This is a genomic window from Haloarcula sp. JP-Z28, from assembly GCF_011440255.1.
GTDB classification, from domain to species: Archaea; Halobacteriota; Halobacteria; order Halobacteriales; family Haloarculaceae; genus Haloarcula; species Haloarcula marismortui.
The window spans coordinates 1-20,399 of sequence record NZ_JAAOHT010000045.1 but is presented as its reverse complement, the minus strand read 5'-3'; the positions used below and the strand labels follow the sequence as shown (position 1 = coordinate 20,399).

Genomic DNA, 20,399 nt, shown 5'->3' with positions numbered 1-20,399 from the left:
CAGGAAGTAACACACAATTGACTAGAATATCTATGCACTACGTCTTGGGAAAGTGTTGATACAGACGCCACTCAGATATTCTCACTGACATATGGCTTTCACGAACCGCTGCTAAGAACTGTATGTGTTCAATTATCTGTAACGTCACTGGAGCCAAGTCTGTAGTGTGGAAATCTATTCGCCGGTTATGAAATCAACGACGGACTCAGCAACCAGTACAGTGTCTTGTGTCGATCTTATGGCCGTGGCAGAGCATAGTCACCAAGCCAGTGCTGGGGTACAGGAGCTACCCGCCGAGGAAGTCCTCCCGCACCTGTTGGTCGTTGAGAAGTGCCTCACCGCTGTCCTCGTGTCGGTTCTGCCCCTGCACAAGGACATAACCGCGGTCACACCGCCGCAGTGCCTCCTTTGCATTTTGTTCGACGAGGAGAACGGCGGTACCGGCGTCGTTGATCTCGTCAATGCGGTCAAACATCTCGTCAACGAGGTCGGGTGCAAGGCCAGCACTGGGCTCGTCAAGGAGTAACAGATCTGGATCGAGCATGAGCGCACGGCCCATCGCCAGCATCTGTTGTTGCCCTCCAGACAGTGTCCCAGCCTTCTGCTCCGACCGCGTTTCCAGTATTGGGAACCGGTTATAAACCGCCTGAAGCCGGTCCTCAGGGAACTGATCCAGCGTGTATGCGCCCATCTTGAGGTTCTCTGTGACGGTCAGTGGCTCGAACACGTTGTTGCTCTGGGGAACGAAGCTTAATCCATATGAGATGATATCTTCCGGTTGTTCGCCGTCGATATCTCTGTCGTCGAATATGATTTCACCCCCCATGTACGTCGTCAGTCCAAACACTGATTTCATCACCGTGGACTTGCCTGCACCGTTCGGGCCGACGATGGTGATGTACTCACCCTGTCCGACTTCCATGTCGACATCTGTGAGAATCTGCAGGTCACCGTACCCGGCGTCCAGTTGCTGTACTGACAGCAGACTCATATTTTCACCTCTTCTCCGAGATATGCATCAAGCACTTTTTCGTTGTTTTTCACTGCGTCTGGTTGCCCCTCTGTAAGGACACTCCCCTGGTGCATCACGATGACCGTGTCGCAGTTATTCATAATAACGTCCATGTCGTGTTCGACGAAGAGGAAGGTGTACCCCTGCTCTTTGAGCGTATGCAGCCGGTCAATGAGTTTCTCCTCAAGTGTTGGGTTGACTCCCGCAAGCGGTTCATCCAGCAGCACCATCTCGGGATCGGTCATGAGCACGCGCGCCATCTCTAGCAGCTTCCGCTGGCCACCTGAGAGATTCCCGGCGGATTCGTGCGCGACGTGCTCAATCTCAAACAGTTCGAGCATCTCCCAGGCCTGTTCTCGAAGTTCTTTTTCTTGTTCGACGACCTGTGCTCTGGCTCGCGGGAGGACCGCTCGCCAGACTGCTTCGCCGGCCTGGTTCTGTGGTGCCAGCATCAGGTTTTCCAGCACGGTCATCTCTGATAGCTCTCGTGCTATCTGGAAAGTCCGGACGAGGCCCTGATTTGCGACCTGATCTGACCGATACCCCGTTATCTCCGTGTCATTGAACTCGACTGCGCCCCCGTCTGGGCGTTGCACACCGGTAATCAGGTCGAATGTCGTCGACTTGCCGGCACCGTTCGGACCGATCAGACCAGTGATCGACCCCTTTTCGACGTGGAAAGAGACGTCAGCGACAGCGGTAATACCACCAAATGTCTTTCGCAGGTTTTCCACTTTGAGTATCTGCTCTTGCTGTCCGTTCCGGGTCTGATCGCTCCGTGCTGAATGTCCGTTCTTACTCATTATCGTCCTCGCGAGTCGCCTGCTGTGAGAGTGCAACGCTCGATGCGATTGCTTTTCGATGGCCAAGCAGCCCATCCGGGTGCCGTTGCATGAGATACACCAGAACGATACCGAGCAGCATGAGTCTGAGAGCCGAAATACTCACGTCCTGCACGGAGTACGCCAGCAGCGGCGTGACATCGAGAGTTCCTAACTCGGCGAGGGCACTGACAAGCGTATCGGGAGCGTTGCTGAGCTGGAGGTACTCCGCCACCACCCGGCGGATGAACGAGGGGCCCTCGAAGAGCAGGCTCGCGAACAGAGCACCGCCAACGATACTCCCCGTTGGCGAGCCAGTTCCACCGATAAACAGCGCAATGAAGATGTAGAAGGTCTGTATCGGCTTGAACATCCGTGGCGATGCATAGCCCCCGGAGAGACGCCAGAAGATGGCAATCAGGCCCATGAGCGCACAGCCAAGCGCGAACGTCTTGATCTTGAACAGACGCGTATCTTTTCCCAGCGCCTGCGTGACTTGCTGGTCCTCGCGAATACTCTTGAGCACCCGTCCGAAGGGTGACTTCCCGATGCGGATCATCAACCAGTACAGGAGGCCGAGACAGAGACACAACACAATTACGTACGCCCAGCCGATGACCAGCGTCTCCTCGATTCCCAGCGGTTCCACGGTGCTGAATATCGCCGCACCTAGAGCATTTGGCGCTGGGGCTGTTGTGGCCGGGTCTGTGTAAAATAGAATCCGGATCGGGTTCGATGGCAACGACAGCCCCGTCGCACCGCCCGTTCCGAATGCAACGCCGGCAATGCGAGTGTTCGCGAACTCCGGCGCGCGGAGTGTGAGGCGGACGATTTCCGAGAACGCGACAGTGACGATTGCAAGATAATCGGCACGAAGTCGGATCGCAGGCAACGCTGCAAGGCCGCCAATGATTCCAGTCACGAGGATAGCACCCACAATCGCGACCGGAAGTGGCAGCCCGAAGCCGGGCGGACTGGCCGTCACTGGAGCGGTCAGTATCCCCATCGTGTATACACCGATGGCCATGAACCCGGCCGCACCGAGGTTGAACAGACCCGCGTATCCCCACTGGAGGTTCAGTGCAAGCGCTAACATGGCATAAATCGCGGAGAGGAACGCGACACGACGGAGCGTGTTGACTGTGCCATTCAGCTGGAATCCAAGCACGACACTGAAAAGCGCGTACAATCCCCCGATCGCGAGTGCCAGAGCGATGAGCAAGCGGACGTCATTGTCGCCAAGCCAGCCCTCAGCCCGCGCCTGAAGAGAGCCTGTACTCATGCCGTCGTCCTCCCACTGAACAGCCCCGATGGACGCACGAGCAGCATGACGATCATGATAACGAACGCCGCAACCAGAAGGAAGCTGGCTGGAATCCAGACGAGCGCGAGTCGACTCGCGAGACCGAGAATGACACCGCCGACCATTGCGCCGTAGATCGAACCGACACCGCCGAGGATGACCGCTGCGAACACCAGTAACAGCAGGTCCCACCCCATTGTCACTGTGAGCGTCCCCTGCTGTAGTGCGATAAGAAAGCCTGCACACCCGGTAAGCCCGCCGCCGATAATCCACGTGAGTTTGACAACGCGCTCCGTTGGGATGCCCGTGACTTTTGCGAGGTCCTTGTTCGCAGCCATTGCACGCATCGCGGTGCCGATTTTGGTGTACTGGAGCAGGATGTGAGTCCCAAGCATCAGGAGCGCGGCGACGACGACCAGCGTAATCTGGTGTCCCCCGAACGTGACGCCCGCAACAGTAAACTGGGGGACGTTGCCGCCTGTCAGCCCACGGCTGTCAGTCAGAAACGAATAGGTGAGGAAATTCCGGAGGAACAGCGCGACGCCGACGCTGGCAATCATCAATGTCACACCGTCAGCGCTGCGCATCGGTCTGAACACGATTCGATCCAGCAAGAGCGAAAGGGCGGCTGTCAGAACCGCAGCGACGAGTAAGCCAGCCAGAAGCGCCAGCGGGGTATTGACAACATTGATGCCAAGCTCATTCGAACCGACTGCGATTGGGCCGCCGATAAGAATGAGCGATTCGACAGAGAACTCTCCCAGCCCGGCAATCAGAAACGCCGTCGCCCATCCGGCGAACGCACCGCTCGTAATCAAGTCACCGTGGGCAAAGTTCGCGAAATTGAGGATACTGTATGTCATCGAGAGGCCGACACCGGCCAGTCCAAGCGACATGCCCAGCACCAGTCCGTTCCAGAGATAACTCATGAGGTCTGTGATGGCAACTGTTCCAGTGCCTACCTGTCGAAGAATATCGAATACGAGAAACACGCCGATAACTGCGAATATAACGAGTACTGGGCGGTTGTATACCAGATTCTGTCCACGGCTGTAGTAGTCTCGTGCCGCCATACTTTGGTGCTCTGTACCCAGTCTTAAAAATCTTGATGTAAAATAGTCATAGATACCGCGAAACCGAAGATATGTGCCTATTTCATGCTAGTTTTACACACGGTATTTGTTGACAATGATAGACGTGACGGCTAAATCAGACCGGCTTTGCAACTGTCGGTGTCGAATGAAAGATTCGGTGCACAGTTCCGTACGCATGCGCCCGCGACGAGAAATATGACACCGCTCATCGGATGACGAAGATGAAACCGCTCGCTGTACGAAACGCTCAGTCGCGAGTCCCTGCTGGTGCGCTACAGAGAGTTCGTGACCGTTCGCATCACTTCCAGCGCCTCTTTCAGCTCAGCCGTACTCGTGGCATACGAAATGCGCGCCTGTCCTTTACCACTCGGCCCGAACGCCTCGCCGGGGACGACGATAACATCGTTGTCCAGCATCTTCTGGGTCCATCCGTCCGGGACGTGGGGCATCGCATAGAACGCTCCCTTCGGCACTGGCGTGTGGAGGCCGATATCCGCTAACCCGTCGAGAAGAACGTCCCGACGCTCCTCGAAGGCTGACACCATCTCTCTCACTGGTTCCTGTGGACCGGTGAGCGCCGCTTCAGCAGCGTACTGTGAGGGGGCACTGGCACACGCCTGTACGTACTGATGCACCCGAAGCATCCGTTCGATTCGCTCTGCACTGGCCGCCACCCAGCCGAGCCGCCAGCCTGTCATCGAGTACGTTTTCGAGCACGCACTGGCCTGAATGACCCTATCAGAGTTGGCGAATTCCGCCGGTGAGTGGTGTTCACCATCGAAGACGATCTTCTCGTAGACCTCATCGGAGAGACAAATGACTTCATGCTCATCCGCGATCCGCGCGAACTCTGCCATATCTCGCTTCGATTGCACTGCACCGGTGGGGTTTGCAGGACTGTTAACAATAAACAGCGACGTGTTATCTGTGATAGCATTCTCGACAGCAGCGGGGTCAAGGGTCAGGTCGTCCCTGAGTTCGACCCGTTTTGGTTCGCCGCCGGCGAGCAACACCAGTTGTTCATAGGCCAGAAACCCGGGGTCAGGGCAGAGTACTTCGTCGCCTGGCTGGACGTGGGCTTCGATTGCGACGTGAATCGCCTCGCTTGCGCCGGCGGTCGCAATGATATTTTCAGCTGGTATGTCCTGCCCGTTGTCGGTAGCATAGCGGTCACTGATGGCCTCTCTGAGTTCTGGAATCCCCTTGTTGGACGTGTATGAGTCACCCATCCCGTCCTGAATCGCACTCATCGCTGCCTCCCGAGCGTGTTCTGGAGTTGGGAAATCAGGTTGACCGAGACCTAGATTTATTGCGTCTTCGCCTGCCGCTTCGAAGACTTCTCGGATGCCACTGATATCCATCTCTTCGACGCGTGCTGCGTACTGAGACATCAGTTCATAAGTATAACAGTATTTGATTATAGTCTTTGGGTTGTGCGTGAGTGAGTATAACACCAGCTCTGCCAGACAACATGGCGCACGGTCCCTGAGTTACGGCCACGGCACAAAAGCCATTCAGTCTGCTGTATATGCGGGGTAATCGTAATCCGGAGTGTGGAAGCCCGCAGTGTTCTCGTTACACTTCCACCTGCTCGATATTCTCCGTGCCGTTCTCTGTATACCTGAAGTAATTGTACACGGCGCTGGCCAGGTCACCATTGTCGTCAAACTCAACTGGGCCCGAGACGCCCTGATAATTGATTTCGTTCCCGTCGGCCGCCAGCGAAACGCCTTCGCCCAGATTTTCAGGTCCAACTGCTTCGCCACCGGAGTCTGTAACCGCCCGCATCTGATCGCGGATTGCAGTCCCGTCATCTTCACCGGCCGCCGCGCGTGCCAGCATGAGGACTGCCGCAGCATCGAACGACTGCTGATTGAACGGCCCCGGTGCAGAGTCATACTCGTCTTGATACGCAGATTTGAAGTACTCAATTCCCGGTCCGGCTGAGGATGGGTTGGTCCCGCGGACGTTTGTCATGTCGTGGCCCACGTTCCCGGGCAAGTCATCGGCCCTGAGTCCGTCCGGGACCAGAATATCCATATCCGCTCTGTCGAAGTTCTCGTAGAAGTTCCGGAAGATTTTGTTCCCGCTCTCGGGGTAGCCGATGATCACGAGCGTCTCTGGGTCACCGTCAAGCGTGTTCTGCAACTGTGACGTGTAGGAAGAGCGACCTGCCGAGTACGAGACCTGATTCAGGACCTCACCGCCATACTCCTCCTCAAATGTCTTCGTGAATCCGTTTGATAGGCCGTTCCCGTACGCGTTGTTGAGAAAGAGGATAGCTGCGCTCTCCTTCTCAAGCCGTTCGGCCGCGATCTGTGCCAGCAGTGATCCCTGCAACTTGTCCGTTGGCGGCGTCCGGTACACGAAGTCGTTATCCTCCAGTGAGGAGACATCCGGCGACGTCGCCGATGGTGAGCACATCACCGTCTGATTCGGAATTGCGACGTTCTCTGCGACCTGCAGCGTCACTGATGACGCTAGTCCCCCGCAAATCATCGGATAGCCACCATTCACGAGTGCTTCTGCACCACTCACGCCCCGACTCGGTTTGGTCTCCGTATTCTCAAACTGCGTATCGACTGAGAACCCGTTGTCCGCGTCTCGGACCTGTTTTACAGCTAGTTCTGCTGCATCCCGAATTGCGGGGCCCACTTCGGACAACCCACCCGTTACCCCCATTAGGATGCCCATGCTGATGGTGTTCCCACTACTACCACCGTCTGTCGAACAGCCTGCAAGTCCGACAGCGCCTGCGGCACCAATGCTCTTCATGACAGTTCGACGGCTGACTGTATCGTGCATCGCAACACTCCCCATGACACAATCTTTCGTGATAAACATTATTATGAACCGTAGCGGTTCCACGCAGCGACGGAGCGAACTCGGAGAGGGCCTGAGTTGGATGCAGAAAACACTCCGGCTGCTGCGCTTACCTCACTTTACTGTCGCTGACCGCGTGCGAGCCCTATTGGACACCGACCACACTGATGTTCAGACCACTCGCATCTGAACTGCCTGTATTTTCTCCACAGTTGCGTCCGTGCCGCGCCAGTGCCGATTCCCGTTCGAACCATACGAACGGCGCCGGGGACAGGGCGTCGTCCGTACCCGCTGGTCGCTACAGCGTACTCCTGCCCCTCATCGGCACGGTTATCGGAGACGCAGATGCTGATTCGAGTGTCACATCGATCGCCAGCGCTGGACCGCCGACACCGAGTGTGAGGCGGATGATTCTCGTACCGGGAGACAGTCTCAGATCCGGAGTCCCGTTGTCACCCCCGTCTATGTAGGCGACCACTCAGATGCCGCTAATATATAAACCAGTTGTAACGTCCGAGAGTTCGAATTATTAGAACGGCGGGCCGGCGACGTCCACTTCGACCGCTCCTACGTAGTTCGATCGTGGAATGCCACCTGCCATTGACTCCCCCGAAACCCTCACTGTAATTGCAGTGTTGAAGAACGGACAGTTTTACCACAGATAGGCTCTATTCGTAACTGCATCTACTAGAAAACTGTAGTTATTCCACAAGGTTGTTCTGTGGGCACAGCTGCTGTTACATCCATATGATTGTAACAGTATTTCGACCCCACGACCGATATCTGTTACAGTAGTAACGCTGTAATCCGTCATCGACTGTATCCGAACTTGCGAGAGGTAGCCTGACCGCTCAGAAGACGAAAAGGCATCCAGAGCGCTTATAACGGGCATCTATACAAAATGTTGTAGTAATAGTGATATAGAATTACAGCTGCAATTCTGGAATATATTTTGTCCCAACTATTAGAACGCTCCTCGTGTGGAACACTGCAGAACACGGACAGTAGAGCGATTGAAAGCAGTGGAAACTGGCACTGTGGGATAATCGACTTACTTGAACGCCACAGTAGGGCCGTTGGGTTCACAGGACCCGAGTATCCGCCTATTCAATCGTGACTACTGCAACGTTGCACCCCAAACTCTATATCTTGGGAGTTACCCACAGTGGGACGTAACGCGACAATGGATAATGACAGCCAAATCCACTACCCATGACTGAAACAGGAAAGCGCCTTGTCGAAGAACTGGACGAACAAGGCGTCGAGTACGTTTTCGGATATCCCGGTGGTCGTGCCATCGAGATCCTTGACCACGTCCCGGATGCTGATGTCGAGATGGTCCGACCACGCGATGAGCGCGAAGCCAGCGTCATGGCCGAAATGCACGGGCGACTCACCGGCAACCCCGGGGTCCTCGCGGGGCAAGGCCCCTGGATCGGCAGCCTCGGCGCAATCGGCCAGATGGAGGGCAAGCTCGCTTCGTCACCGATGGTCGTTATCACCGAGGCCAGCGAGCGTGGCGACTATTCCACGCTCGCGCCGTACCAGCAGGCTCGCGGTGATTACGGGGGATTGGACCTTCCGTCTGCGCTCGATGCTTACACCAAGGAAAACTGGTTCCCGCGCTCACCAACGGAGACAGTACGCAGCCTCCAGCTCGCGTTCAAACACGCGACTGCTGGCCGGCCGGGGCCAACGGCAATTATCCTTGATGGCGACGCCGTCACCGAGGCGATGCCCGAAGATCCGATCCCGCCGGTCTGGGACGGCCACGATCAGGTACAAAACTGGGAATCGCGACCGGCCCGCGAGGATGTCAAAACAGCGATAACAGCCCTGAGCGAGGCTGACCGGCCGGTTATCATCGCCGGCAACGGGGTTCACGCCGCCGACGCCTACGACCAGCTTGAAACTGTCGCGGAGGCGACTGATGCCGTCGTCACGACCTCCTATCTCGGCAAGTCGACGTTCCCCGAAACCCACGAGTTGGCTGCGGGTGTTATCGGCTCCTTCGGTCACGAGGGTGCAAATCAGGTCGTCAGTGAAGCGGACGTACTCCTCGTCGTGGGCTGTCGCATGAACCCAATGGACACCAACTGGCAGTCCCCAGAGTTCATCCGGCCCGACGAACAGACCATCATCCACGCAGATATCGACACACGCAACGCCGGCTGGGTTTACCCCGCAGATGTGGCACTCATCGGTGATGCGGCACACAGTCTCGATGACCTGGCGGCGAACCTCCCCGAAAGCGCTGGAAACGACTGGGCGCGTGACCGTGCGGCCGCAGCGCAGGAGTCATTCTATGCTCCCAAATGCGAGTCGGATGCGTCGCCGATCAAGCCACAGCGTGCAGTCAAAGAAATCGAGGCTGTCGTCGATGCGGAAACGATTGTAACCGCCGACTCCGGGAACAACCGGTTCTGGTTACTCAATTACCTTCAGACACCGGGCACCGGGACCTACTACGGGAGTGGTGGCGTCGGCGCGATGGGATGGGCAACACCGGCCGCGGTGTCAGCCGCTATTACGACGGAGAAAGATATCATCGCCGTCGCCGGCGACGGTGGCTTCACGATGACGATGACCAGCGTGGAGACAGCCGTCGAGAACGGCGTCGCGCCCACGTTCGTCGTCCTCAACGACACCAGCCTGGGGATGGTTCGTCAGATGCAACACGAGGAGGGCGACATCGCTGGCGTCGAGTTCCACGACACCGACTTCGTAAAAGCAGCCGAGGCGTTCGGCGCTGAAGCGACGCGGGCAGTGACGCCTGCTGAACTCGCGACTGCACTCGAAGAAGGGACCAGCGCCGATGTCCCCTTCGTTATCGACGTTCGCATCGACCGTGACGAAGAGATGGTCGAGTCCCTCCAGTCATCGTTCTACAAAGAAGTGGGCGGGCTCCACGAATGAGCTCCCAGACACGGTTTAGCAAAGAATATAAATCAACTACGCAACACACATTGATATAACAATGACAGATACGACGGTACTCGTCACTGGCGGAACCGGCTTCCTCGGCTCGTACGTCGTCGAGGATCTCATCGAACACGGACACGACGTCGTTGCCTACGACCTCTCGACGGACGACCACATCCTCTCGAAGCTGGGTGTCGCCAACGATGTGACCATCCGGCGTGGGGATGTCTCCGAGGCGACGGATGTGATTCGTGCCGTCAAGGAAACGGGGACGACCCACATCGTTCACCTTGCGGCACTCCTGACGAACACAGCACGGGACAACCCACGGGCTGGCCTCGATGTCAATATCAAAGGGACGAACAACGTCTTCGAGGCCGCACGCACTCTTGACGACCAGATCGAGCGTGTCACCTGGGCCTCCAGCGCTGCAGTGTACGCGCCGCCACACAACTACGCTGCCGAGTACGTTGACGAGAACGAACTCGTCTATCCGGATACGCTTTACGGCGCAACCAAGGAGTACAACGAACATCAGGCCCGTGTCTACCACGAGGACTACGGTGTTGACCACGTTGGACTCCGTCCGACGGTCGCGTACGGCCCCTACCGCGAAACCGGTGGGTCGGCGTTCCTCGCAAACATCATCGAGAAGCCGGCACTCGGCGAACCGTTCAGCGTCGAGTACGGCGACCAGGTTATCGACTGGCAACACGCCCGCGATATCGCACAGGCGTTCCGGAAAGCAACGTTTGTCGACGAAGACGACCTCAGCCAGCGCATCTACAACGTCCGCGGCGTCCTCGCGACGATCCGTGAAGCCGCCAACGCTGTCCGGGAAATCGTCCCGGATGCCGACCTTGCGGTCTCTGATGAGGGCGAACTCCCCTGGACCCAGAATCTCGATATGACCGCCGCACAGGAGGACCTCGGCTACGAGGTCGAGTACGACCTCGAATCCGGGTTCCGGTCCTACATCAACACTCTCCGGGAAGAGAACGGGCTCGACTCGCTCTGATACAGCAGTTCCGCCGTCGCTGTGTGACGTGCGTACGGTGAGAGTCGCGTCTGTCTCGTCTCGGCCAGGGTGAACCCAGTGTTTGATTAGGGACCTGCCTGTACGCATATGTGATGTACGAGCGCGACTTCATGGAAGGAACGCGTGGCACCATGGCCGTCGACTGGGAAGAACGGATCGACGTCAAGCGGATGCGACGCGAGCGAAAAGAACGTGCCCTCGACCGACTGCAGGACTCCGAACTGGGGTCGATGCTGCTGATCAATGACCCGAATGTCCGGTATGTCACTGGGCTGGCGATGACTGGCGGGAGCGGGGCAGACCACTACACACTCCTGACCGAAGACGGCGATGTGGTCCACTGGGACACCGCAGACCACGCATCGAACCAGCGGTTCAACTGTCCCTGGCTCGACGACATCCGGTATGCCTGTCCGGGACTCGGCAACGTTCCCCGGGCGTCAGGCAGCGCTTCTGCACGCGACTGGCTCAAGGATAAGATGGCGGAGACGGTGTATACGGCCATGGAGGAGTACGGTGTCGATCGGGAGCCGATGGGCATCGACGTGGGGAACGGTACGATTATCGAGAAGTTCGAAAACCGCGGCGTCGATGTCGACACCAGCGCGGCGACCGATATCATGCTCGACGCGCGGAAGACCAAAACCCGTGACGAGATAGAGTGTCTGCGACAGGTCGCTGCCATCTGTGAGGCAGGCTTCCAGAAGATTACAGAGAGTGCCAGGCCAGGCAAGCGCGAGTCAGAAGTGTGGGGCGATGCGGTCAGCGAACTCTGGGGACACGGCGCAATGGCCCAGGGTGGCTACGTCACCTCCGGCCCGAACACCTGGCCGAAGCATCAGGCGAACACGACCGACCGGATGATTCGACCGAACGACCTCGTGTACGCTGATTTCTACAACATCGGGTATCTGGGCTATCGCTCCTGTTACTACCGGACCTTCAGCATGGGCGAACCGACGCAGGCACAGAAAGACGCCTACGAAAAAGCTCGTGACGACCTCTATGACGTCCTCGAACGGATCGAGCCAGGGGCCACGACCGACGAGATATGCAAGGGCTTCCCCGACAGAGACGGCGAGCATATGGACTGGTACGACGCCGACGAGTTCTGGCAGATGACGACCAACCACTGGGCCCATGGGCTGGGGCTGCAGCTCTACGAAACCCCGCTCATCTGGCGTGGACTCTCGCCGGACCACCCGATCGAGATCGAGGAGGGTATGACGATGGCTGTCGAGACGATGCAACCCGCAGAGCGACAGGGCGTCCGCGTCGAAGAGATGGTCGTTGTCCGCGAGAACGGCGTTGAGATCCTCAGCGAATGGCCCGTTTCGGAGATCACGCGGATAGACTACTGACTGGCAGGCATTTTGGCCGATTTCACGCATTGTCTGGTCGCTGGCGTGCCACTACCGTTAAGTCGGTCGCGCCGTTACGGAAATTTATGCAACTGGGAACAGGCCTGTTTACCTGTCAGCAGCGCCCGGACGATGACCGCGAAACCAGCGAGATTTACGACGAAATGCTCGAACTGGGGGCAGTTATCGACAACGCGGGGCTCGATAGCGCCTGGGTCTCAGAGCATCACTTCCTCGACGACGACTATCTGTCGGGCGTCACACCGGCGCTCGGGGCGTTAGCTGCAGTCACCGACAACATCGAAATCGGCTCCTGTATCGCACTCGCGCCGCTGTATGATTCAATCCGACTCGCCGAAGATATCGCAACCGTGGACCAGATATCCGGTGGCCGAACGACGCTCGGGATGGCAATCGGGTCCAACGTCTCAGAGTTTGACGCCTTCGGAATTCCCGACGACGAACGGGCAGAACGGCTAGCCGATGCGGTCGACACGCTTCGCGGTGCCTGGTCCGACGGGCCGCTCGACTACGAGCCGGAATTCCACGACATCTCGTCGGACGTCACTGTGACACCGAAACCTGCACACGACGTTCCCCTCATGCTCGGTGGGGCCTCTCGGCCTGCCGTCCGGCGGGCCGCCCGGACCGCTGACGCATGGTGTGCCCCGTCGTCGCTGTCAGTCGATGGCGTCCGGAAGCGCGTCGAAGACATCCGAAACGTCCGTGACGACGAGGATATCGAGGGCGACTTTCAGGTGTATGTCCTCCAGCACGGGTTCATCGGGGACTCCCGCGAAGACGCATGGGCGCAGATGCGCGACGGCTACCTCTACATCCAGCGCCGGTACGAGGAGATATTCTCCGGCGAGATGGTTGCAGAACTCGACGAAGAGCGCAAACAGGAACTCAAAGAACAGGCTATCTTCGGGACACCCGACCAGGTCACGGCGGAACTCGAATCGTACCGCGAGGCACTGGGCGACGACATTCACTTCATCTTCCGGACGTACCACCCCGGAACCGGAACACAGGAGATGGCCGAGTGTATCCGACGCCTCGGAGAAGAGGTGCAGCCGAAGATCAGCTAAGACTGACACGTCGTGTCGGTGACTGTTGAACCGTCAGATGCTGTCTAACCCGGAAGGGCTGAGACACCACGAGCACCAGTGACCCCCTAAGTGTCGACCGTGTGTTTCGGGCCCCGTGAACACCAATATTTATTTCCCCAGGTGAAGAACCGAATTGATGAGTATGGACATCGAAGCATTCTTCGAGAACATGCCGTTTGCCGACCTGCTCGATATCGAGATAACCACTGTCGATAACGGGCACGCCGAAGGCCATATAGAGATGCGGGAAGAACTGTCGTGGAACGAAGAGCAGATAATGGCCCACGGCGGCGTTACGTTCACGCTCGCGGACACCGTTGGTGGGGCCGCTCTGGTGTCGCTCGTCGACCAGCCGGTGCCGACCATCGATATGCGAATCGATTACCTCGAAGCCGGGACAGGGGACCTCCGAGCGGAAGCGGATGTGGTTCGTCACGGTGGTGATGTTGGCGTCGTCAGTGTCGAAGTGTACGCTGAAGACGGCACACAGGTCGCGGACGCACGCGGCGTCTACAAGACGGGGTAGCTCAACCAGACGGGGTCGCTCAACTGCAGCGACTGCACAGCTTCCGACACTGTCACAGCCACTTGAATCCAATGTCAGACTCACTCACAGCACTTGACGAGGTACGGTACGAACCGAGCGAGGCGTTCGTCACCCAGAGCAACGTCTACGCGTTCATGCAAGCGCACGGCATCGAGACCTTCGAAGAACTCCACAGGCGGACGGTCACCGATATCGACGGTGAGCCGGCGTCCGGACTTGACTGGTTCTGGGACGAGATAGTCGACTATCTCGACCTGGAGTTTTACGAGGCGTACGAGCAAGTCCGCGATGACACAGACGGTCCGCGGTTCACGGACTGGTACGTCGGTGGAGAACTCAACATCGCGCACAACGTCGTCGACCGTCACGCGGCCCCAGATTCAGAGAACCGAAATACCGTCGCGACAATCTGGGAGGGTGAAAACGGGGCAGTCCGTGAGGTTACCTATCACGAACTCCACCAACAGGCCAATCGCGTCGCCAATGCACTCGAAGCGCGCGGTATCGGAACCGGTGACACCGTCGGGCTGTACATGCCGATGGTTCCGGAAATCGTCCCATTGCTGTATGGCTGTTTCAAAGTCGGTGCGATTGCCGTCCCTATCTTCTCCGGCTTCGGGGTCGACGCGACAGCAACTCGCATCGAAGACGCCGAGTGTTCAGTCCTGTTCACCGGTGATGGCTTCTATCGCCGTGGAAGCGAAATAGACCTGAAGTCGGCCGCAGACGAGGCTATCGAAGCGGCCGGCCACGTCGAACACACCATTGTCTATAATCGGCTTGGTTCTACGGAGTCTGCCCTCTCGTGGAACCCCGATCGTGACGAATGGTGGGCGGATGCAGTCGGTTCCCAATCTGCCGACTACGAGACCCAGTCGCTCCCCGCCGATCACGAGTCGATGCTGCTGTACTCATCTGGGACAACAGGCAAACCGAAGGGCATCGTCCACACACACGCTGGCGGGCTCGTCCAGCCAGCGAAAGAAATCTTCTTTTCGTTCGACCACAAGCCCGCAGACCGCTTTTTCTGGGTCTCGGATATCGGCTGGATGATGGGGCCGTGGACGCTGATCGGCAATCATGCCCACGGTGGGACCGTCTTCATGTATGAGGGGGCACCCGACTATCCCGAGCCGGACCGGTTCTGGGAGCTGATCGACGCCCACAATTTATCGGTGTTCGGGATTTCACCGACAGCGATACGTGCGCTACAGAAACACGGCGACGAGTGGCTGGAGGGCCACGACCTTTCGACGTTGCGCCTGCTGGGTTCAACTGGCGAGCCATGGGACCCGGATTCCTGGGAGTGGTTTCTGGAAAACGTCGGCAACGGCACGACACCGATTATGAACATCTCCGGCGGAACGGAGATATTCGGCTGTTTCCTCCAGCCGACGTCGCTGCATTCGCTGAAGCCGGGGACGCTTGGTGGTCCGGCGCTCGGCATGGACATCGACGTCGTCAATGCACAGGGGGAATCCGTTGCCGAAGACAACGAGAAGGGGTATCTGGTCTGTCAATCGTCAGCGCCGTCGATGACAAAGTCGCTGTGGAGTGGTGACGAGCGGTATCTTGCGGAGTACTGGTCGCGGTTCGGCGATATGTGGGACCACGGTGACTGGGCACAGAAAGACGAAGACGGGTTCTGGTTCTTGCACGGTCGTTCGGACGATGTCCTCAACGTCGCCGGTCGGAAGGTCGGCCCGGCCGAGGTCGAGAGTACACTTATCGAACACGATGCGGTCAACGCCGCTGTTGCGATCGGTGCGGACGACGAAACGAAGGGGACTGCAGTTGTCACATATGTCATCCTCAACGAGGGGTTCGAGGAGTCAGCGGACCTTCGCGAGGCGCTGCGCGCGCAAGTCGGGAGAGCGCTTGGCAAGCCGTTCCGTCCGCGTGAAGTCCGCTTCGTCGATGAATTTCCGGAGACCCAGTCGGGAAAAATTGTACGGCGAATCATTCAGAATGTCTACGAGGGCGCAGAACTGGGGGACCTTTCAAGTATCGAGAACCCCGACGCGATCGACGAAATCGACAACGCGCGGTGAAATACTTCCCTGTCTGTTTGTGACTGTTTGCGGACACAGGCAATACAAGCACACAATCAGCCGCACGACGACACTACTTGAATCACGGCGGAGGACAGAACCGCTGCCGGAGTCTACGTAAAGCTCACACCGACATCGTGCATATCCTCGTTGTATCGAGCGATATTGATGAGCAAGGGCGTCAGACTCTCGACCTCCGTAGCGTTCGATAGCGGCCCAGCAGGGATAGGCCGAACACCTGCGAGGTCAGCAGTTAGCGCCACGACTCGCTCGCTGATCGTCGGGTCATCCGCGACCACCAGCGTATCTACATCGAGCGTGGCCTCTAGATCTGCCAGCCGGTCCGCTGCAAGGTTGTGGAACGCGCCGGCCACTGGAACAGATTCAGGGGCTCGCTCCGCGACAAACTCAGTAACGCTCCCTGTCGACGGTGGTCGGTAGTGAAGTCCATCCCCATCGCCGTTCATTCCGACGGCGGGGCTAATGAGCAGTTGGTCTGAGAGCACGTCATCTTCTGCCAGTGCTTCAACTGTATCGCCGACGTGGTGTGGCGGAATAGCCAGGATAACCACGTCTGCACCGGCCGCAGCGCTACTGTTGTCTGTCCCGTTGATTCCAGTCTCGACGCCGTGCTCGGACAGTCGTTCTTCGTACGTGCTCGCTCGCTCGGTGGCTTTCGCAGCGTCCCGCGAGCCGATCGTAATCGTGTGGTCCGTGTCCGAGGCAAACCGCATTGCGAGCCCCTCACCGATGTCACCAGTACCGCCCAGTATTGCTAACTCCATGCGCTTGCATAACGCCCCTTGAAACAAGAAGGTTTGTCCTGCCACACGGATCGCTACCGACCGTACGTTGCTGCCATCACGTCAAAACCGGGCACGCCAGCAATAGAAGTACCGTCCAGTATCAACTGCGGTGGTTATTCGACCCAGACCGTCTTTTTGTTGACGAACTCTTTGATTCCCATCTCCGAGAGTTCACGGCCGTAGCCGGCGTCCTTGATGCCGCCGAACGGGACTCGCGGGTCGGATTTGGTCATCTCGTTGATGTAGACACAGCCCGCGGAAATATCTCGTGCCAGCCGCTGGCCGCGTTCTCGGTCCGCTGTCCAGAGGCTTGCACCAAGGCCAAACCGGGTGTCGTTTGCGACTGCGATTGCTTCCTCCGCATCGGCAACCTCGTAGACGGTCGCCACTGGTCCGAATGTCTCCTCTGTGTCGGCAGGGCATCCTGAAGGGACATCAGTCAGTACTGTCGGTGGGTAGAACGCGCCGGTCTGGTCAAGCGGCTCGCCCCCGGTCAACAGCGTTGCTCCGGCGTCGACGCTGGCCTGTACCTGGTCGTGGAGTTCGGCCATGAGGTCAGGGTCGGCCTGTGGACCGACATCAGTTTCGTCGGACATCGGGTCGCCGACAGTGAGGTCTTCGAAGGCAGCGACGAGTCGATCAACGTACTCATCGTAGACGTCTGTGTGAACAATAAAGCGCTTGGCGGCGATACACGATTGGCCACCGTTCAGCGTCCGTGCTTGCACCCCAGTTTCGAGGGCCGCATCGAGGTCTGCGTCGTCAAGGACGATAAACGGGTCAGACCCACCGAGTTCCAGTACGGTCTTTTTCAGGTGTTTGCCGGCGGTTTCGGCGACGGCACGGCCAGCAGGGCCACTTCCGGTCAACGTCGCCGCACGGACACGGTCGTCTGCGAGGATGCCGTCAACGTTACTGGAGCCAACCATCAGCGTCTGGAACGCGCCGTCAGGATAGCCGGCTTCAGCAAACACTTCCTCAAGTGCGAGCGCACAGCCGGGGACGTTTGAGGCGTGTTTGAGGAGGCCAACGTTGCCGGCAGTGAGATAGGGTGCAGCAAAGCGAATGACCTGCCAGAAGGGGTAGTTCCAGGGCATCACTGCAAGCACTGGTCCGAGCGGGTCATGGACTGTCTTTACCTCTGTCCCCGGTGGACTGGGGTGGTGCTCCTCGGAGAGATACTTGTGTGCGTATTCGGCGTAATGGTCACACGCCCAGGCACACTTTTCGACTTCAGCGACGGCTTGCGTGATTGGTTTCCCCATCTCCCGGGTCATCAGTTCAGCGTACCGCTGTTTGTTCTCTCGTAGAACCTCACCGGCGTTTACCAGCAATTGCTCGCGCTCGCGCAATGGGACCTCACGCCAGTCCTCGAACGTCGACGTGGCACGGTCCAGTTTCCGTTCGACTGCCTCGTCGTCATCAGGGTCGTACACGTTTAGCCGCTCGCCCGTAGCTGGGTTGACTGCATCCATATCAGTTCAATATTCAGCGTCATGCATACATTAATCTTTAGTGACCCAAATATTCTGACAGGCAACAACGTTAGCTTTTATACTCATAGGTCAGAAACGTGTTGATGATGTACAAGCATGTAGCCCTGTTAGTCAGACAGGACGATATGTCTCACGAGGAGTTCGTTGATTACTGGCAGGCCAATCACACGCCGATTGCAAAGGACATCGAGGGCGTGGTTCGCTATCAACAAGTCCTGCCAACAGAACCAGCACACGCCGAGTTTGACGGATTGGCGGAACTGTACTTCGAGACGCTTGAGGACCTGCACGAGGCACTGGGTAGCCCCGGCTCCCGGGACTATGACCCCACCAAGGAGATCGCCGCAAAGGCCCGCGAGGACGTGAACAACTTCCTCGCTGTCGAGGAACGGCCGCGTATTATCGGCGAAGAGATAGTCCAGAAAGACGAGGTCGACGGCGACACTGACGGTCTCTACAAGCACTCGGCGTTTCTCGTCCGACAGGACGACATGACCCACGAGGAGTTCGTCGACTACTGGCAGACCAACCATACGCCGATTGCCCGCGAAATCGAGGGTGTCGTCAAGTACAACACGGTCATCCCAACAGACCCCGAGAACGCCGAGTTCGACGGTGTCGCCGAACTCTATTTCGACGACATTGAGAAGCTATACGACGCTCTCGGTAGCGAAGGCTCACGGGACTACGCACCGGACAGAGGCAAAGCGAAAGCGGCCCGCGAGGACGTGAATAACTTCCTGGCTATCGACGAGCGGCCCCGGTTTATCGGACAGGAACAGCTCGTCAAGGACGAGGGGTAGTATGCCCGATTACGAGGAGCAGGTCACGCAGGCGTTCCCGGAACTCGATTATATCTCATCGGACAACCTTCGTAGCAAAGTCATCGAAGCGTGGACACTCGCGCTCGACCGAGGCGGCTGGCGCGACATTATGGACATTCCCTATGCGTGGAATATCCACGAGGTAACCAACGTCAGGCACGTCCGCGGTGTCACCAAAATTGCGCGGGAATCCGCTATCGAACAGCAGGAGTTCCACGGAGCCGACCCCGATATCGACGTCATCGTCGCGGCGACATTACTCCACGATGTCGGAAAGTGCTATGAGTACGTTGACTTTGTCGAGGACGAGAAGCTACTCGACCCAGACCCAAGATACGCAACCGAAGAGATCCCACACTCCCTGTCGGGCTATGCGCTTGCTCACGAAGTCGGCTGTCCGCTGGCGGTCCAGCGAGCGATTCCGCACTTTATCGGCGAGATTCCGACGCGGACACTGGAGGCCGAACTCGTCAAGAGTGCAAACTCCGCGTCCTCGAACGCGATTACGCAGTCAACGATGGGTATCACATTGCAGGAATGGGTTGATGAGTACTCCCAGACGTAGTCACTGCCGCAAGCGATAACGCCCCGCGAAAGAATCGGTCGGCGGAGTTAGTCCCTCGTAGCCCACCGATAGTAACTGCGTAATCCAACGCATCGTTGTCACCCGGTAGCTTCGAGGTTGGCAGTACTGAAGACACTACGCCGGGGTTCCCCTACTCGTATTTTGCGATCAGCAGCTTATCTCTACCTGCTTAGCAGCAATTTACACCTAAACGCACGGAAAGTATGTTCACCGAATGATATCCATTGGTATAAATATCTCTACAACAGGTCGACCCATTCATACCTGTCTCAAAGACAATTAAAATTATTTTTAATGCGCGTACCTGGGGAGAATACAACTCTTTGGACCAGATATGCACGTACAACGGGTGTGCTGTAACTCAGGTGCTAAACTCAATGTACGATTTGATGTTATTCGGTGAGCGCTTGCGTAGTATTCAATATTCTCTCCCCACGAGCGAGGACAAGAGTTTGTTTCATAATATGAAATTATTGGCTCTGGTGAATCGCTGGACAGCGTCGGCTTCGACCGTCAGAACTAGGAAGTTGAAGCGGGAAACCGCCGATGCTCTATGTCGAAGATTGCCCGCTTCACGAAGAAAGCGGTCCAGTTAGCTAAAA

16 protein-coding genes are annotated in these 20,399 nt (G+C 57.6%); 8 read left to right on the top strand and 8 right to left on the bottom strand.

Features of this window, described 5'->3' with window-relative positions:
- Positions 1-286: 286 nt before the first annotated feature.
- From G9463_RS15385 to G9463_RS15360, 6 genes are all read right to left on the bottom strand, one after another.
- Positions 287-991: an ABC transporter ATP-binding protein gene (locus G9463_RS15385; protein WP_165897194.1), complete on the bottom strand. Its 705-nt coding sequence runs from the start codon at positions 989-991 to the stop codon at positions 287-289.
- Complete coding sequence (locus G9463_RS15380) at positions 988-1,815, bottom strand: ABC transporter ATP-binding protein (RefSeq protein WP_165897193.1); 828 nt, start codon at positions 1,813-1,815, stop codon at positions 988-990. The genes G9463_RS15385 and G9463_RS15380 overlap by 4 nt, the downstream gene beginning before the upstream one ends.
- Positions 1,808-3,115 (bottom strand): branched-chain amino acid ABC transporter permease, encoded by a 1,308-nt coding sequence (locus G9463_RS15375; protein ID WP_165897192.1) that lies wholly within the window; start codon positions 3,113-3,115, stop codon positions 1,808-1,810. Before G9463_RS15375 ends, G9463_RS15380 begins: the two co-directional genes overlap by 8 nt.
- Entirely contained in the window at positions 3,112-4,209 is a 1,098-nt protein-coding gene (locus G9463_RS15370) for a branched-chain amino acid ABC transporter permease (protein WP_004966553.1), read from the bottom strand. Before G9463_RS15370 ends, G9463_RS15375 begins: the two co-directional genes overlap by 4 nt.
- Before the next feature lie 293 nt (positions 4,210-4,502).
- Complete coding sequence (locus G9463_RS15365; protein ID WP_165897191.1) at positions 4,503-5,621, bottom strand: pyridoxal phosphate-dependent aminotransferase; 1,119 nt, start codon at positions 5,619-5,621, stop codon at positions 4,503-4,505.
- Positions 5,622-5,805: 184 nt separating this feature from the next.
- Positions 5,806-7,005: an ABC transporter substrate-binding protein gene (locus G9463_RS15360; RefSeq protein WP_007188558.1), complete on the bottom strand. Its 1,200-nt coding sequence runs from the start codon at positions 7,003-7,005 to the stop codon at positions 5,806-5,808.
- 1,260 nt (positions 7,006-8,265) lie between these two features.
- Between G9463_RS15360 and G9463_RS15355 the strand changes: the two genes are divergently transcribed.
- The 6 genes from G9463_RS15355 to G9463_RS15330 all read left to right on the top strand — a co-directional run bounded on the left by G9463_RS15355 (position 8,266) and on the right by G9463_RS15330 (position 16,085).
- Positions 8,266-9,969: a thiamine pyrophosphate-binding protein gene (locus G9463_RS15355; protein ID WP_165897190.1), complete on the top strand. Its 1,704-nt coding sequence runs from the start codon at positions 8,266-8,268 to the stop codon at positions 9,967-9,969.
- A 61-nt stretch (positions 9,970-10,030) separates the two neighbouring features.
- Positions 10,031-10,993, top strand: a complete 963-nt coding sequence (locus G9463_RS15350) for an NAD(P)-dependent oxidoreductase (RefSeq protein WP_165897189.1) — start codon at positions 10,031-10,033, stop codon at positions 10,991-10,993.
- Between the two features lie 113 nt (positions 10,994-11,106).
- Positions 11,107-12,375 carry a M24 family peptidase gene (locus G9463_RS15345; protein ID WP_165897188.1) on the top strand — a complete coding sequence of 423 codons (1,269 nt, stop codon included), beginning with the start codon at positions 11,107-11,109 and terminating at the stop codon, positions 12,373-12,375.
- A gap of 86 nt (positions 12,376-12,461) precedes the next feature.
- Complete coding sequence (locus G9463_RS15340) at positions 12,462-13,466, top strand: LLM class flavin-dependent oxidoreductase (RefSeq protein WP_165897187.1); 1,005 nt, start codon at positions 12,462-12,464, stop codon at positions 13,464-13,466.
- A gap of 163 nt (positions 13,467-13,629) precedes the next feature.
- Entirely contained in the window at positions 13,630-14,013 is a 384-nt protein-coding gene (locus tag G9463_RS15335; RefSeq protein ID WP_004966560.1) for a PaaI family thioesterase, read from the top strand.
- Positions 14,014-14,084: 71 nt separating this feature from the next.
- On the top strand, positions 14,085-16,085 hold the full coding sequence (locus G9463_RS15330) for an AMP-binding protein (RefSeq protein WP_165897186.1): 2,001 nt from the start codon (positions 14,085-14,087) through the stop codon (positions 16,083-16,085).
- 113 nt (positions 16,086-16,198) lie between these two features.
- On the opposite strand, the gene npdG is transcribed toward G9463_RS15330, so the two are convergent.
- Positions 16,199-16,870 carry an NADPH-dependent F420 reductase gene (gene npdG / locus G9463_RS15325; RefSeq protein WP_011224941.1) on the bottom strand — a complete coding sequence of 224 codons (672 nt, stop codon included), beginning with the start codon at positions 16,868-16,870 and terminating at the stop codon, positions 16,199-16,201.
- Between the two features lie 134 nt (positions 16,871-17,004).
- Entirely contained in the window at positions 17,005-18,366 is a 1,362-nt protein-coding gene (locus tag G9463_RS15320; RefSeq protein ID WP_165897185.1) for an NAD-dependent succinate-semialdehyde dehydrogenase, read from the bottom strand.
- A gap of 104 nt (positions 18,367-18,470) precedes the next feature.
- On the opposite strand from G9463_RS15320, the gene G9463_RS15315 reads away from it, so the two are divergent.
- Positions 18,471-19,190, top strand: a complete 720-nt coding sequence (locus G9463_RS15315; protein ID WP_004966565.1) for an EthD family reductase — start codon at positions 18,471-18,473, stop codon at positions 19,188-19,190.
- A gap of 1 nt (position 19,191) precedes the next feature.
- Positions 19,192-19,776, top strand: coding sequence for an HD domain-containing protein (locus tag G9463_RS15310; RefSeq protein ID WP_165897184.1), 585 nt, complete (start codon positions 19,192-19,194; stop codon positions 19,774-19,776).
- Positions 19,777-20,399: the final 623 nt, after the last annotated feature.

What these genes read in the sequence shown, in the direction of transcription:
- G9463_RS15375 (WP_165897192.1), bottom strand. Translation starts at nt 3,115, where the DNA reads ATGAGTACAGGCTCTCTTCAGGCGCGGGCTGAGGGCTGGCTTGGCGAC.
- npdG (WP_011224941.1), bottom strand. Translation starts at nt 16,870, where the DNA reads ATGGAGTTAGCAATACTGGGCGGTACTGGTGACATCGGTGAGGGGCTC.
- G9463_RS15335 (WP_004966560.1), top strand. Translation starts at nt 13,630, where the DNA reads ATGGACATCGAAGCATTCTTCGAGAACATGCCGTTTGCCGACCTGCTC.
- G9463_RS15380 (WP_165897193.1), bottom strand. Translation starts at nt 1,815, where the DNA reads ATGAGTAAGAACGGACATTCAGCACGGAGCGATCAGACCCGGAACGGA.
- G9463_RS15315 (WP_004966565.1), top strand. Translation starts at nt 18,471, where the DNA reads ATGATGTACAAGCATGTAGCCCTGTTAGTCAGACAGGACGATATGTCT.
- G9463_RS15330 (WP_165897186.1), top strand. Translation starts at nt 14,085, where the DNA reads ATGTCAGACTCACTCACAGCACTTGACGAGGTACGGTACGAACCGAGC.
- G9463_RS15320 (WP_165897185.1), bottom strand. Translation starts at nt 18,366, where the DNA reads ATGGATGCAGTCAACCCAGCTACGGGCGAGCGGCTAAACGTGTACGAC.
- G9463_RS15345 (WP_165897188.1), top strand. Translation starts at nt 11,107, where the DNA reads ATGTACGAGCGCGACTTCATGGAAGGAACGCGTGGCACCATGGCCGTC.
- G9463_RS15370 (WP_004966553.1), bottom strand. Translation starts at nt 4,209, where the DNA reads ATGGCGGCACGAGACTACTACAGCCGTGGACAGAATCTGGTATACAAC.
- G9463_RS15365 (WP_165897191.1), bottom strand. Translation starts at nt 5,621, where the DNA reads ATGTCTCAGTACGCAGCACGCGTCGAAGAGATGGATATCAGTGGCATC.
- G9463_RS15340 (WP_165897187.1), top strand. Translation starts at nt 12,462, where the DNA reads ATGCAACTGGGAACAGGCCTGTTTACCTGTCAGCAGCGCCCGGACGAT.
- G9463_RS15360 (WP_007188558.1), bottom strand. Translation starts at nt 7,005, where the DNA reads ATGAAGAGCATTGGTGCCGCAGGCGCTGTCGGACTTGCAGGCTGTTCG.
- G9463_RS15385 (WP_165897194.1), bottom strand. Translation starts at nt 991, where the DNA reads ATGAGTCTGCTGTCAGTACAGCAACTGGACGCCGGGTACGGTGACCTG.
- G9463_RS15350 (WP_165897189.1), top strand. Translation starts at nt 10,031, where the DNA reads ATGACAGATACGACGGTACTCGTCACTGGCGGAACCGGCTTCCTCGGC.
- G9463_RS15355 (WP_165897190.1), top strand. Translation starts at nt 8,266, where the DNA reads ATGACTGAAACAGGAAAGCGCCTTGTCGAAGAACTGGACGAACAAGGC.
- G9463_RS15310 (WP_165897184.1), top strand. Translation starts at nt 19,192, where the DNA reads ATGCCCGATTACGAGGAGCAGGTCACGCAGGCGTTCCCGGAACTCGAT.